This window comes from Bacillus cereus group sp. BfR-BA-01356 (assembly GCF_022663635.1).
GTDB lineage: Bacteria > Bacillota > Bacilli > Bacillales > Bacillaceae_G > Bacillus_A > Bacillus_A cereus.
Genome location: NZ_JAKUFX010000001.1, coordinates 149684 through 164016, shown reverse-complemented (window position 1 = coordinate 164016; position 14333 = coordinate 149684). Strand labels below are relative to the sequence as shown.

Sequence of the window (14333 nt, the reverse complement as noted above, 5' to 3'; positions counted from 1 at the left end):
ATGGCAGTTTTAGAAATAATAAAGCATCCAAATGAAGTGTTAGAAACACCATGCGAAAGAGTAATTAACTTTGATAAAAAGTTAGTGAAATTGTTGAAAGATATGCATGAAACAATGTTAATTGCGGACGGAGTCGGTTTAGCTGCGCCTCAAGTAGGTGTAAGCTTGCAAGTAGCGGTTGTTGATGTAGATGATGATACTGGGAAAATCGAGTTAATCAATCCATCAATATTAGAAAAACGTGGTGAACAAGTAGGTCCCGAAGGCTGTTTAAGCTTCCCGGGACTTTATGGTGAAGTAGAACGTGCCGATTATATTAAAGTAAGAGCGCAAAATCGCCGTGGGAAAGTATTCTTATTAGAAGCGGAAGGATTTTTAGCGCGTGCAATTCAACATGAAATTGATCATTTACACGGTGTTTTATTTACATCGAAAGTGACAAGATATTATGAAGAAAACGAACTAGAATAGGTGTTAAAAGGAGCGGTTTTTAAATGATAAAAGTAGTGTTTATGGGAACACCGGACTTTTCAGTGCCGGTGCTTCGTCGTCTTATTGAAGATGGCTATGAGGTAGTAGGTGTTGTGACGCAACCTGATCGTCCAGTAGGTAGAAAAAAAGTATTAACACCTACACCTGTTAAAGTTGAAGCGGAAAAACATGGTATCCCTGTGTTACAGCCGTTAAAAATTCGTGAAAAAGATGAATATGAAAAAGTATTGGCATTAGAGCCAGATTTAATTGTAACAGCTGCATTTGGGCAGATTGTACCAAATGAAATTTTAGAAGCACCAAAGTATGGGTGTATTAATGTTCACGCTTCTTTACTTCCTGAACTTCGTGGTGGTGCACCAATTCATTATGCAATTATGGAAGGTAAAGAAAAAACAGGTATTACAATTATGTATATGGTAGAAAAATTGGATGCTGGTGATATCTTAACGCAAGTGGAAGTTGAAATTGAAGAGCGTGAAACGACAGGCTCATTATTTGATAAATTAAGTGAAGCAGGAGCACACCTTCTATCTAAAACAGTGCCTTTATTAATTCAAGGTAAGTTAGAACCGATTAAACAAAACGAAGAAGAAGTAACGTTTGCGTACAATATAAAACGTGAGCAAGAGAAAATTGATTGGACAAAAACAGGTGAAGAAGTATACAATCACATTCGCGGATTGAATCCATGGCCAGTTGCTTATACAACTTTAGCAGGACAAGTTGTTAAAGTATGGTGGGGGGAAAAAGTGCCTATAACTGAACCGGCTGAAGCAGGTACGATTGTTGCAATCGAAGAAGATGGTTTTGTTGTAGCAACGAGTAATGAAACAGGTGTTAAAATTACTGAATTGCAACCTTCTGGTAAAAAGCGTATGAGTTGTTCACAATTTTTACGTGGAACAAAACCTGAAATTGGAACGAAGTTAGGAGAAAATGCATGAGACAAAATGTTCGTGAATTAGCTCTTGATGGTTTAATTCAAGTGGAAAAAAGTGGTGCATATAGCAACTTACTTTTAAATAATCTAATTGAAAAAAGTGCAATTGATAGAAAAGATATTGGTTTATTAACTGAAATTGTATATGGAACGATTCAACGTCGTGACACATTAGATTATTATTTACAGCCTTTTTTAAAAAAGAAGGTTGAGGCGTGGGTAAGAGTATTGCTTCGCTTATCTTTATATCAAATGATTTATTTAGACCGAGTGCCAGAAAGAGCGGCTATTCATGAAGCGGTTGAGATTGCAAAGCGTCGCGGGCATAAAGGAATTGCTGGTATGGTGAACGGTGTATTACGTTCGATTCAGAGAGAAGGTGTACCTTCTGTAGATGAAATCAAGGATCCAGTAGAACGTCTTGCAATTACAACAAGTCATCCAGTTTGGCTTGTCCAAGAGTGGACTTCAGAATACGGTTTAGAAACTGCAGAAAAAATGTGCGAAGTAAACATGTTACCCCCTGTACCAACAGCGCGTGTGAATGTTGATAAGGTAACTGTAGAAGAAGCGATTGAGTTGTTGGCAAGTGAAGGTATAGAAGCAAAACGTGGTGACTTATCAGATGATGCTATTCAGATTGAAAGAGGAAATGTAGCGCATACAGAAGCGTTTAAAAAAGGATTTCTTTCTATTCAAGATGAAAGTTCTATGCTTGTAGCACGCGCTTTAGAACCGAATACGGGAGATGCAGTTCTTGATAGTTGTGCTGCTCCAGGCGGAAAAACAACGCATATCGCGGAACGATTAAAGGGAACTGGTAAGGTCATGTCCCTTGATTTACATGCACACAAAGTACGTTTAATTAAACAGCAAGCAGAGCGACTTGGTCTAGAAAATGTCGAAACTAAAGCGCTAGATGCTAGAAAAGTGCAAGAGCACTTTGCAAATGAAACGTTTGATAAAATATTGGTAGATGCACCGTGTTCTGGATTTGGTGTAATTAGACGTAAACCTGATATTAAGTTAGGAAAAGATAAAGGCGATAGTGAAAGATTATCGACGATTCAAATTGCAATACTAGAAAAAATAGCACCATTATTAAAACAAGGCGGTCGTCTTGTTTATAGTACGTGCACAATTGAGAAAATAGAAAATGAACAAGTAATAGAGAAATTTTTACAAGAACATCCTGAATTTGAATGGGATACTACGCTTAAAGAGCGTATGCCAGAAAAATTAACTCCGTATATTGATGAAGGTCAAGTGCAAATTTTACCGCATTATTTTGCGACGGATGGCTTTTATATTGCTTGTTTAAGGAAGAAGGTGTAGCATCATGGAAACGACTGTAAGAAAACAAAAGAAAAATTTAGAAATGAAGAAACCATCAATTTACTCTTTACAACTTCATGAAATGCAAGATTGGTTAAAGGAACAAGGAGAACCGAAGTTCCGTGCTGGACAAATTTTTGATTGGTTATATAAAAAACGTGTAAAAAATTATGAGGATATGTCAAACCTTTCTAAAGGATTGCGTGATAAATTGTCGAATTCCTTTGATATTACTACTTTAAAAACGTTAGTAAAACAAACGTCTTCGGATGGAACAATTAAATTCTTATTCCAATTATATGACGGATATTCTATTGAAACGGTATTAATGCGACACGAATATGGAAATTCCATTTGTGTAACAACGCAAGTTGGTTGTCGTATTTGGTGTACGTTCTGTGCTTCGACACTTGGTGGATTAAAGCGAAACCTAGAAGCTGGAGAAATCGTAGCGCAAGTAGTAGAAGTTCAGCGTGCGCTTGATGAAACAGAAGAACGTGTAAGTTCTCTTGTTGTTATGGGGATTGGAGAACCATTTGATAACTATGATAATTTAATGGGATTCTTACGCATCATTAACCATGAAAAAGGACTTCATATTGGTGCGAGACATATGACTGTTTCGACGAGTGGAATTATCCCGAAAATTTATAAGTTTGCTGAAGAAGATCTACAAATTAATTTTGCGATTTCATTGCATGCTCCAAACTCAGAATTACGTTCAAAATTAATGCCGATTAACCGTGCTTATAAATTACCAGATTTAATGGAAGCTATTAAATACTATGTAAATAGAACAGGGCGTCGTATTACTTTTGAATATGGATTATTTGGAGGAGAAAATGACCAAGTAGAGCATGCTGAAGAGCTTGCTGCGCTCTTAAAAGGTGTAAAATGTCATGTGAACTTGATTCCGGTAAACTACGTACCTGAACGTGATTATGTACGTACGCCACGTGAACAAATTTTCTTGTTCGAGAAAACGTTAAAAGATCGTGGAGTGAATGTAACGATTCGCCGTGAACAAGGTCATGATATTGATGCAGCCTGCGGTCAGTTGCGTGCGAAGGAGCGCAAAGAAGAGACGAGGTGACGAGATGAAAGCCGTATTTCTATCGGATAAAGGAAAAGTTCGTCAACATAATGAAGATAGTGCAGGAGTTTTTCACAATTTAGATGGAAATGTATTAGCGGTAGTAGCAGATGGAATGGGAGGTCATCGAGCTGGTGATGTAGCTAGCTCGATGGCCATTCAATTATTCCATGATTATTGGAAGCAAACACATAATATGAATGAGCCGAAAAAAGTAGAACAATGGTTACATACTAGTGTTGGGATTATTAATGAGCGTATATATGAATATGCTCAGCAAAATGTAGAATGTAATGGTATGGGAACAACGCTTATAATAGCTGTTTGTACACCAAACTTTGTGACAATAGGGCATATAGGAGATAGTCGTTGCTATATGGTATCAGAAGGAGAAATGACGCTAGTAACGGAAGATCATTCACTTGTAAATGAGCTGGTGAAACATGGTGAAATTTCAAAGGAAGACGCAGAGTATCATCCGAAAAAGAATGTGTTATTAAGAGCATTAGGAACAGAAGAAAAAGTTGGGTTAGATGTTAAAACGTTGGTGATTGAGGAAGATGATCAATTACTTCTTTGCTCTGATGGGTTATCAAACAAAGTTTCTATTGATGATATGCGACAAATTTTACAGTTAAATGAACAGCTTGAAGGTAAAGGGCAGTGTCTCATTCAATTGGCAAATGATCGCGGTGGAGAAGATAATATCACACTTGTTCTTATTGATTATGCGGGTTCGACAAACGAAAGTAGGTGAAGTGCAACGTGCTGATTGGAAAACGCTTAAATGACCGTTATAAGCTGCTGAAAATGATTGGTGGTGGCGGAATGGCCAATGTATATTTAGCTCATGATGATATACTTGGCCGAGATGTAGCGGTAAAAATATTAAGACTCGACTACTCAAATAACGAAGAGTTTATTAAACGTTTCCATCGAGAAGCGCAGTCTGTTACAACGTTGTCGCATCCAAATATTGTGAATATGTATGATGTCGGAGAAGAAGATGGTATATACTATCTTGTCATGGAATATGTACCAGGGCAAACATTGAAGCAATACATAATTGAGCGAGGGATGTTACCTATAGGAGAAGCTCTTGATATTATGGAGCAGTTAACATCCGCTATGGCACACGCCCATCATTTTGAAATTGTGCATCGTGATATAAAGCCGCACAATATTTTAATTCGAGCTGATGGAATAATAAAAGTAACAGATTTTGGAATTGCGACAGCTACAAGTGCAACAACAATTACACATACAAATTCAGTGCTCGGTTCAGTCCATTATTTATCACCAGAACAGGCACGTGGCGGGATAGCAAATAAACAATCAGATATCTATTCTCTTGGGATAGTTATGTTTGAATTGTTAACAGGAAGACAACCGTTTTCTGGCGAATCTGCTGTTGCTATAGCTTTAAAACATTTACAAAGTGAAATCCCATCACCAAAAAGATGGAATGAAAATATTCCGCAAAGTGTTGAAAATATTATATTAAAAGCAACTGCAAAAGATCCGTTCCATCGATATCAATCTGCCAATGCGATGAAGCGAGATATTGAAACTGCGCTATATCCAGAGAGGATAAATGAGCAACCGTTTTACATACCAGAAGATATGGAAGCGACGAAAGCGATTCCGATTATTCAACAAGAACAATTATTTGAAAATGTAAGTGATGAAACGATTGTTTTAAAAGGGAGTAAGGTGGAAGAACCGATAAGAGCAGAAGCAGCTGAGTTAGATAAGAAGAAAAAACGGAGTAACAAGTGGCTTAAAGTTTTAATTTCAACATTTTTATTTTTAGCAATAGGAATAACATTAGCGCTTACGGTTATTCCAGGATTATTTATTCCTAAAGATGTGAAAGTTCCTGATGTGGCTGGTATGAAATACACGACAGCTGTAAATACATTAGTAGAAAAGGGCTTTGAGGTGACGGAGCCTAATATTGTATATACAGATGATGTTGAAGTTGGGGATGTAATAAAAACGGACCCTGTAGCAGGAAGAGTCGTAAAAGAAAACGCTAAAATTACTATCTATCAATCAGGTGGAAAAAAGAAAAGTAAGATGGCGAATTTCACAGGGCAAAACTTTGAGAGTGTAAAAGCTGAGTTAGAAGAAAAATATAAACAAGTTACAGTAAATTATATTGAAAATGATAAGCCGAAAGGTGAAATTGTAGAGCAAATTCCGACGCCTGATCAAATGGTTATAGAAGCGGAGCAAGAACTGAAAATCTGGGTAAGTAAAGGTCCTTATCAAATTAGACCAGGTGACTTTTCGGGGTGGACTGAAAATAGTGTAACTGGTTATTTGAATGAGAGAAAACTAACGTCAGATATAAAACGAGAGTATTCAGATACAGTCGAAAAAGGACTTGTAATTTCGCAATTTCCAAAACCAGGTACACCATTAAAAGAGGGAGATAAAGTAACTATTATTATCTCTGATGGTCAAAAGCCTAAAGTGACTAAAACGGTAAAATTGGACAATATCTCTATCCCATATGAGCCTGCTGTAACAGGTGAAAAAAAGCCGCAAACAATAGAAATTTATAAAGAAGACATGCAGCAAAAAATGGATAGACCGGTTGAAACGAGAACAATTACTGAATCAGCGACTATTTCTTTAGAATTTGTAATTCAAGAAGGTTCAAAGGGACACTATAAAATTGTACGAGATGGAGTAACGATTATTGATAAAGAAGTACCATATCCAACTCAATAATAGTGAAAGTCTACTTATTATTATTGCCTGTTATGCTGTCTACAAAGTGGACGGTATAGCAGGCAAAAATATATGATTCAAAAAGCTAGTAAAGTGATGCAGCTGTAAATATTTTTTTGCATTTAATGGGAAATTTAATGTATATTAGCGAAAGTATATATGGTAGGTTTTGAAATCGTTATTTGGAAAATTTAAATCCATTCATTTTTAAATTCAGCATCACCTTATACAAAAAAGGAGAATTCTATGCCAGAAGGAAAAATTATAAAAGCTTTAAGTGGGTTTTATTACGTGCAGCATGAAGAAGGGGTTACGCAATGTCGTGGGCGAGGTGTATTTAGAAAAAATAAAATTACACCACTTGTAGGAGACCAAGTTGTTTTTCAGGCAGATAATCCAACTGAAGGTTATGTGCTTGAAGTGTTTGATCGAAAAAATGAACTTGTTAGACCTCCTATTGCTAATGTCGATCAAGCGATCCTTGTGTTCTCTGCAGTAGAACCAGATTTTAATCCTGGACTGTTAGATCGATTTTTAGTGCTGATTGAATATCATAACATTAAGCCAATTATTTGTATTAGCAAGATGGATTTAGTAGATGAAAAGATGAAAGCAACTGTTGAAGCATATGCGAATGATTATCGTGAGATGGGTTATGATGTTTTATTTACTTCTATTAATACGTCAGAAAGTATTGATATATTAAAACCATACTTAGAAAATTGTGTTTCTGTCGTTGCGGGTCAATCTGGTGTTGGGAAATCCTCAATGCTTAATGTGCTACGTCCAGAATTAGAGCTGAAAACAAATGATATTTCCTCCCATTTAGGACGCGGGAAGCATACAACAAGACACGTAGAATTAATTGCAATTGGGAGTGGACTAGTAGCAGATACACCGGGTTTTAGTTCACTAGATTTCATTGATATAGAAGTAGAAGATCTTACATATTGTTTTCCAGAGTTGAAAGAAGCGAGCCAATACTGTAAATTTAGAGGGTGTACACATCTTTCTGAACCGAAATGTGCTGTGAAAGCTGCGGTTGAAGAAGGGAAGATTACAGAATATCGCTATAAGAACTATAAACAATTCGTAGAAGAAATTAGAGAGAGAAAGCCGAGGTATTAGTTATGATTAAAATTGCACCATCGATTTTATCAGCAGATTTTTCAAAATTAGGGGAAGAGATTAAAGATGTAGAAAAGGGCGGAGCGGATTACATTCACGTTGACGTAATGGATGGACATTTCGTACCAAATATTACGATTGGACCATTAATTGTAGAAGCTATCCGTCCAATTACATCATTACCATTAGATGTACATTTAATGATTGAAAATCCTGACAACTATATCCCGATTTTCGCACAAGCGGGAGCGGATATTATTACTGTTCACGTAGAGGCGTGTCCACATCTACATCGTACAATTCAGTTAATTAAATCTCATGGTATTAAAGCGGGCGTTGTATTAAATCCACATACGCCAGTTTCAGTGATTGAGCATGTATTAGAAGATATAGATATGGTATTACTTATGACAGTAAACCCTGGATTTGGTGGACAGAAGTTTATCCATTCTGTATTACCGAAAATTAAACAAGTTGCAGAAATGGTGAAAGAGCGCAATCTAGAAGTAGAAATTGAAGTTGATGGTGGTGTAAATGCTGAAACAGCAAGACTTTGTGTGGAAGCAGGAGCAAATGTACTTGTAGCTGGGTCAGCAGTATACAATCAAAAAGATCGCGGTGAAGCAATTCGCGTAATTCGTGGGTAGTGATGAACTTTTATCCTAGTAAGGCATTTATAGGATAGGATAAAAATATGTAAAAAGGCAATCTACCGAATGGCAGATTGCCTTTTTACAATGGAAGGAGAAGAAAAAATGATTATTCATATTTTGGCAGGAGGACCTTCGGAATATTGCGCAGATTTTGCTCGATACGAGAATGAGGAAGTAGTGTGGGCAGCGGTTGATAGGGGAGTATACCGTCTATTAAAGAAAGGGATTACCCCGGCTGTTGCGTTTGGAGATTACGATTCAGTTACTGAAGAAGAATTAGTATGGATGGGACAGCAAACGAACGAATTACATATTGTTCCGCGGGAAAAAGATCAAACGGATTTAGAAATTGCAATCAACTGGGCATTAGAACAGAAGCCGGCACTAATTCGTATTTTTGGTGCTACTGGTGGAAGGCTTGATCACGGTTTGGCAAATATACAGATGCTTTTAAAAGGGTTAGAAGTAGAGATAGAAATGTGTATTGTGGACAATAAAAATGAAATAACAGTTAAAAAAGTGGGTACACATATAATTGAAGAAAATAAAAAATTTCCTTATGTATCTTTTGTACCAGTTACTGAAATAGTGGAAGGGATTACATTGTTTGGTTTTAAGTACCCGCTTACTAATAAAACAATAGAGTGGGGATCAACACTTTGTATTAGTAACGAACTCGTTAAGGAAAAAGGTACTTTTTCATTTACTTCTGGCATATTAATGTTGATAAGAAGCACTGATTGAAGAAACAATTTTGCTCCTTACATCATATAGTGACCAAGTGGAGTAATGGGGATTAGGAGGGAAACCATGAGATTTTATACAATTAAGTTACCTAAATTTCTTGGTGGAATTGTTCGTGCAATGTTAAATACCTTCAAAAAAGATTAAAAAAAGCACCTATCACCGGTGCTTTTTCCATTGTTATAGTAAAAAAAGAGCCTATCGGCTCTTTTTTTTATTATTAAACACGTTCGATTTTGCCAGATTTTAATGCTCTAGCAGAAACGTAAACACGTTGAACTTTTCCGTCGATGCGTACGCGAACTTTTTGAAGGTTAGCGCCCCACTTACGTTTTGTAGCGTTCATTGCGTGAGAACGAGAGTTACCAGAACGAGCTTTTCTTCCAGTAATAGCACAAACACGAGCCATTTATATTTCCCTCCCTTGATACCTTACCATACGTAATTTTTCAATGTTAGTCTTTTATGCGATGCTAAAAACACTACTATAATTTAACACAACTAAAAAGAGAATGCAACACCGTAGAAAAAAGAAATCAAGAAAATTTACTTGACACTATATGTCAATGAAGAAAAGTTGAAATCCATAAAAATTGCTTGACATATTATAGTGGTACATGTTGTATAATAACAATGGACTATTTTGCTCATCATAAAAAAGTGTAATTTAAAACATAAAATATGAGAGTGAAAAGAAAGAACGATGGAATTTTCTTTAAAAAGATTATATGATAGTAACTAAAGTAGTCTAGCTCACTTTCACCATTTATGAAGGGGGAAACGAGATGTCAATTGAAATTAAAACGAAGTACGGTCAAATTGATATTAGTACAGATGTAATTGCAACAATTGCTGGAGGTGCCGCGGTAGATTGCTACGGTATCGTAGGTATGGCATCAAAAAATCAGTTAAAAGATGGATTAACAGACATTTTACGAAAAGAAAACTTCACTAGAGGTGTTATTGTTCGTAAAGATGAAGATGAAGTACATATTGATATGTATATTATTGTGAGCTATGGTACGAAAATTTCAGAAGTGGCACATAATGTGCAGACGAAAGTGAAATATACATTAGATCAAACTGTAGGACTAGCAGTAGATTCTGTAAACATCTACGTACAAGGAGTTAAAGTAATAAACTTGTAATGTGCATTAAGGAGGAAAATCTGTGTCAATTCAAAAAATTGATGGAAAACGTTTATCACAAATGATCATGCAAGGAGCGAATAATTTAACAAATAATGTTCAGCTTGTTGATGCATTAAACGTATTTCCAGTTCCAGATGGCGATACCGGTACAAACATGAACTTATCTATGACTTCAGGTGCGCGTGAAGTGAAAGCAAATCCTTCACAGCATGCTGGTAAAGTCGGCGTAAGTTTAGCCAAAGGATTATTAATGGGAGCTCGTGGTAACTCTGGAGTTATTTTATCTCAGTTGTTCCGTGGTTTCTCTAAATCCATTGAACAAAAAGAAGAATTAACAACAGTTGATTTTGCTGCAGCACTAGAAGCTGGAGTAGAGGCGGCTTATAAAGCGGTTATGAAACCGATTGAAGGAACGATTTTAACGGTTGCAAGAGAAACGGGTAAATATGCAGTAACAGTTGCGAAAAAACAGCGCGACTTTGTTTTGTTTATGGAAGACGTTGTGAAAGAAGCAAACGCATCGTTAAATCGTACGCCAGATTTATTACCTGTATTAAAACAAGTTGGCGTTGTAGATAGCGGTGGTAAAGGTCTTGTAGTGGTATACGAAGGATTTTTAGCTGACTTAAAAGGAGAAACGATTTCTTCTGATGCACCGACGCAACCATCTATGAATGAAATGGTACGCGCAGAACATCACCGTAGTGTACAAAGCCAATTGAGTACAGAAGATATTAAGTATGGATATTGTACGGAGTTCATGGTGAAATTAGAGGCTGAAAAGGTGAAAGAGCATAATTTCTCTGAACAAAAATTCCGTGAAGATATTAGTGTATATGGTGATTCTCTACTAGTTGTGTCTGATGATGAAATTGTAAAAGTTCATATCCATGCAGAACATCCTGGAGACGCTATGAACTACGGGCAAAAATACGGTAGTTTAATTAAGATTAAAGTAGAAAATATGCGTGAACAGCATACTGCTTTGTTAGATGAACCTACTATGGTTCCTGAGCAACCAGCTCAATCGAAGGAAAAACAACCATATGGTATCGTAACTGTAGCTATGGGTTCTGGTATTAAAACTTTATTTGAGAGCATCGGCGCAACGAAAGTTATCGAAGGTGGTCAAACGATGAATCCAAGTACGGAGGATATCGTGAAGGCAATTGAAGAAGCAAATGCTGAAAAAATCATTATTTTACCGAATAACGGAAATATTGTAATGGCAGCAGAACAAGCGGCATCAGTTGTAGATCAAGAAGTTATTGTTGTTCGTTCGAAAACAGTTCCTCAAGGTATGGCAGCAATGTTAGCATTTAACCCAGTTGGAACGTTAGAAGAGAATGAAGAAAACATGCAAGAAGCTTTATCTCATGTGAAAACAGGTCAAATTACGTATGCTGTACGTGATACGGAAATTGATGGTGTAGCAATTCAAAAAGATGATTTCATGTGTATTGCAGATGGGAAAATTGTATCTACAAATGCTGAAAAAGTAGGAGCTGCGAAGCAATTACTAGAAGCGCTTATTGATGAAGATTCTGAAATCGTAACGATTCTACAAGGGGAAGATGCAACTGACGAAGAAGTAGCGGAGTTAGTTGAATTTGTAGAAGAGAAATTTGAAGATGCAGAAGTAGAAGTACATGCTGGAAACCAACCAGTGTATTCTTTCATCTTCTCTGTAGAATAAGATAAGATTCGTTTTGAAAATAAATGGATTACTTACTTGCTAATGAATAAGAAGTAGTAATATGAAGTTTATTACTAGTTTTTATTCAAAAGGCTAGCATATTGAAGAGAGAAAAGAGCCTTGCTGCTAATAGTGAGGCTCTTTTTTACTTGTTTTATATAAGGGATTTGAGTAGTTTCTCTTAGAATGCCTATGATAGAATATATAAGGTGAAAGAGAGCGATTACAGATGCTAATTGGTACTCAAACAAAATGCAATAAAGAAAATAATGTGACGGGGTGTGAGAATCTTGAATGATGTTGTACAAGTTCCTGTTACGGATGTAAAGGGGATCGGAGGAGAAACATCTGAGTTACTACATGAGATGGGTATTTATACAGTTTCTCATCTATTAGAACATTTTCCGTACCGTTATGAAGATTATGCGATGAAAGATCTTGCTGAAGTAAAGCATGATGAACGTGTAACGGTTGAAGGGAAGGTTCATAGTGCTCCTTTGCTGCAATATTATGGTAAGAAGAAATCGCGTTTAACAGTTCGTGTTCTCGTCGGTCGTTATTTAATTACGGCGGTATGTTTTAATAGGCCTTACTATAAGCAAAAATTAAAGTTAGATGAAACGATAACGATTACTGGTAAATGGGATCAACATCGTCAAACAATTGCTGTATCAGAACTTCATTTTGGACCGGTTGTACGTCAACAAGAAGTGGAACCTGTTTATTCAGTAAAGGGGAAACTTACAGTAAAACAGATGCGTCGTTTTATTGCTCAAGCGTTAAAGGAATATGGAGATTCTATAGTCGAAGTGTTACCGGATGGTTTGTTAGGGCGATATAAATTATTACCAAGATATGAAGCGCTCAGGGCATTGCATTTTCCGGTAGGACAGGAAGATTTGAAGCAAGCGCGTCGCCGTTTTGTATATGAAGAATTTTTCTTATTTCAGCTGAAAATGCAAACGCTCCGGAAAATGGAGAGGGAAAATTCAAAAGGGACGAAGAAAGAGATTCCGTCAGTAGAATTACAAGAATTTATCGATGCACTGCCGTTTCCATTAACGGGTGCGCAGCGCCGAGTTGTAGATGAAATTTTGAAAGATATGACATCTCCTTATCGGATGAACCGACTATTGCAAGGTGACGTTGGTTCTGGGAAAACAGTTGTTGCTGCGATTGGCCTTTATGCATCGAAATTAGCCCATTATCAAGGTGCTTTAATGGTTCCTACAGAAATTTTAGCTGAGCAACATTATCAGTCGCTTGCTGAAACGTTTTCGCATTTTGGTATGAAGGTGGAACTGTTAACAAGTTCTGTTAAAGGGGCGAGACGTCGAGAAATTTTAGCGAAGTTAGAACAAGGAGAAATAGATATTCTTGTTGGAACGCATGCCTTAATTCAAGATGAAGTTATATTTCATAGGTTGGGTCTCGTTATTACAGATGAACAGCATCGATTTGGTGTAGCGCAGCGCCGAGTTTTACGGGAGAAAGGTGAAAGTCCAGATGTATTATTTATGACAGCGACACCAATTCCGCGTACGCTTGCAATTACTGCATTTGGAGAGATGGATGTTTCGATAATCGATGAGATGCCAGCAGGTAGAAAGGTGATTGAAACATACTGGGCAAAACATGATATGTTAGATCGCGTTCTCGGTTTCGTTGAAAAGGAGATAAAAAAAGGAAGACAGGCATACGTTATTTGTCCTTTAATTGAAGAATCTGAGAAACTTGATGTGCAAAATGCTATCGACTTACATAGTATGCTGACGCAGCATTACCAAGGGAAATGCCAAGTTGGATTGATGCATGGGAGATTATCGTCTCAGGAAAAAGAAGAGATAATGGGACAGTTTAGTGAAAATAAAGTACAAATTCTTGTATCGACAACAGTTGTTGAAGTAGGTGTGAACGTACCGAATGCGACTGTAATGGTTATTTATGATGCAGAACGTTTCGGTTTATCGCAGCTTCATCAGCTTAGAGGGCGTGTCGGCCGTGGTAGTGAACAATCATATTGTTTATTAATAGCAGACCCTAAATCAGAAACAGGGAAAGAAAGAATGCGTATAATGACTGAAACAAATGATGGATTTGTATTGTCAGAAAAAGATTTAGAATTACGAGGTCCTGGAGATTTCTTTGGGAGTAAGCAAAGTGGCTTACCAGAATTTAAGGTTGCTGACATGGTACATGATTATCGAGCGTTAGAAACAGCAAGGCAAGATGCGGCGATACTAGTAGATTCAGAAGCGTTTTGGCATAATGATCAGTATGCTGCCTTGCGTACGTATCTTGATGGGACAGGTGTTTTCCAAGGAGAGAAGCTCGATTAAAGGGAGTCAACAAAAGTTTT

At 36.9% G+C, this 14333-nt stretch carries 14 protein-coding genes; 13 read left to right on the top strand and 1 reads right to left on the bottom strand.

Features of this window, described 5'->3' with window-relative positions; genetic code table 11:
* The 10 genes from def (at position 1) to spoVM (ending at position 9274) form a co-directional block, all read left to right on the top strand.
* Positions 1–471 (top strand): peptide deformylase, encoded by a 471-nt coding sequence (gene def / locus MR168_RS00770; protein WP_000279455.1) that lies wholly within the window; start codon positions 1–3, stop codon positions 469–471.
* Positions 472–494: 23 nt separating this feature from the next.
* On the top strand, positions 495–1439 hold the full coding sequence (gene fmt / locus MR168_RS00765) for a methionyl-tRNA formyltransferase (RefSeq protein WP_000598804.1): 945 nt from the start codon (positions 495–497) through the stop codon (positions 1437–1439).
* Positions 1436–2770, top strand: a complete 1335-nt coding sequence (gene rsmB, locus MR168_RS00760) for a 16S rRNA (cytosine(967)-C(5))-methyltransferase RsmB (protein WP_001249666.1) — start codon at positions 1436–1438, stop codon at positions 2768–2770. Before fmt ends, rsmB begins: the two co-directional genes overlap by 4 nt.
* Positions 2771–2774: 4 nt before the next feature.
* Entirely contained in the window at positions 2775–3863 is a 1089-nt protein-coding gene (gene rlmN, locus MR168_RS00755) for a dual-specificity RNA methyltransferase RlmN (RefSeq protein WP_242291167.1), read from the top strand.
* Positions 3864–3867: 4 nt separating this feature from the next.
* Positions 3868–4620 carry a Stp1/IreP family PP2C-type Ser/Thr phosphatase gene (locus MR168_RS00750; protein ID WP_086411763.1) on the top strand — a complete coding sequence of 251 codons (753 nt, stop codon included), beginning with the start codon at positions 3868–3870 and terminating at the stop codon, positions 4618–4620.
* Positions 4621–4628: 8 nt separating this feature from the next.
* Positions 4629–6602, top strand: coding sequence for a Stk1 family PASTA domain-containing Ser/Thr kinase (pknB, locus tag MR168_RS00745; RefSeq protein WP_000904747.1), 1974 nt, complete (start codon positions 4629–4631; stop codon positions 6600–6602).
* Positions 6603–6848: 246 nt separating this feature from the next.
* Positions 6849–7730, top strand: coding sequence for a ribosome small subunit-dependent GTPase A (gene rsgA, locus MR168_RS00740; protein ID WP_001113932.1), 882 nt, complete (start codon positions 6849–6851; stop codon positions 7728–7730).
* Positions 7731–7732: 2 nt separating this feature from the next.
* On the top strand, positions 7733–8377 hold the full coding sequence (gene rpe / locus MR168_RS00735; RefSeq protein WP_086411761.1) for a ribulose-phosphate 3-epimerase: 645 nt from the start codon (positions 7733–7735) through the stop codon (positions 8375–8377).
* A 69-nt stretch (positions 8378–8446) separates the two neighbouring features.
* Entirely contained in the window at positions 8447–9127 is a 681-nt protein-coding gene (locus MR168_RS00730; RefSeq protein ID WP_140159354.1) for a thiamine diphosphokinase, read from the top strand.
* 66 nt (positions 9128–9193) lie between these two features.
* Positions 9194–9274 carry a stage V sporulation protein SpoVM gene (spoVM, locus tag MR168_RS00725; protein WP_001213599.1) on the top strand — a complete coding sequence of 27 codons (81 nt, stop codon included), beginning with the start codon at positions 9194–9196 and terminating at the stop codon, positions 9272–9274.
* A gap of 73 nt (positions 9275–9347) precedes the next feature.
* Here the strand turns inward: spoVM and rpmB are convergent, their stop codons facing one another.
* Positions 9348–9536 (bottom strand): 50S ribosomal protein L28, encoded by a 189-nt coding sequence (gene rpmB / locus MR168_RS00720; RefSeq protein WP_000124776.1) that lies wholly within the window; start codon positions 9534–9536, stop codon positions 9348–9350.
* A 376-nt stretch (positions 9537–9912) separates the two neighbouring features.
* Here rpmB and MR168_RS00715 point away from each other — a divergent pair, with 376 nt between their 5' ends.
* From MR168_RS00715 to recG, 3 genes are all read left to right on the top strand, one after another.
* Positions 9913–10275 (top strand): Asp23/Gls24 family envelope stress response protein, encoded by a 363-nt coding sequence (locus MR168_RS00715; RefSeq protein WP_000021109.1) that lies wholly within the window; start codon positions 9913–9915, stop codon positions 10273–10275.
* A 22-nt stretch (positions 10276–10297) separates the two neighbouring features.
* Positions 10298–11974: a DAK2 domain-containing protein gene (locus MR168_RS00710; protein ID WP_000027129.1), complete on the top strand. Its 1677-nt coding sequence runs from the start codon at positions 10298–10300 to the stop codon at positions 11972–11974.
* 290 nt (positions 11975–12264) lie between these two features.
* Positions 12265–14313 (top strand): ATP-dependent DNA helicase RecG, encoded by a 2049-nt coding sequence (gene recG / locus MR168_RS00705; protein ID WP_086411759.1) that lies wholly within the window; start codon positions 12265–12267, stop codon positions 14311–14313.
* The last annotated feature ends 20 nt before the right edge of the window (positions 14314–14333 follow it).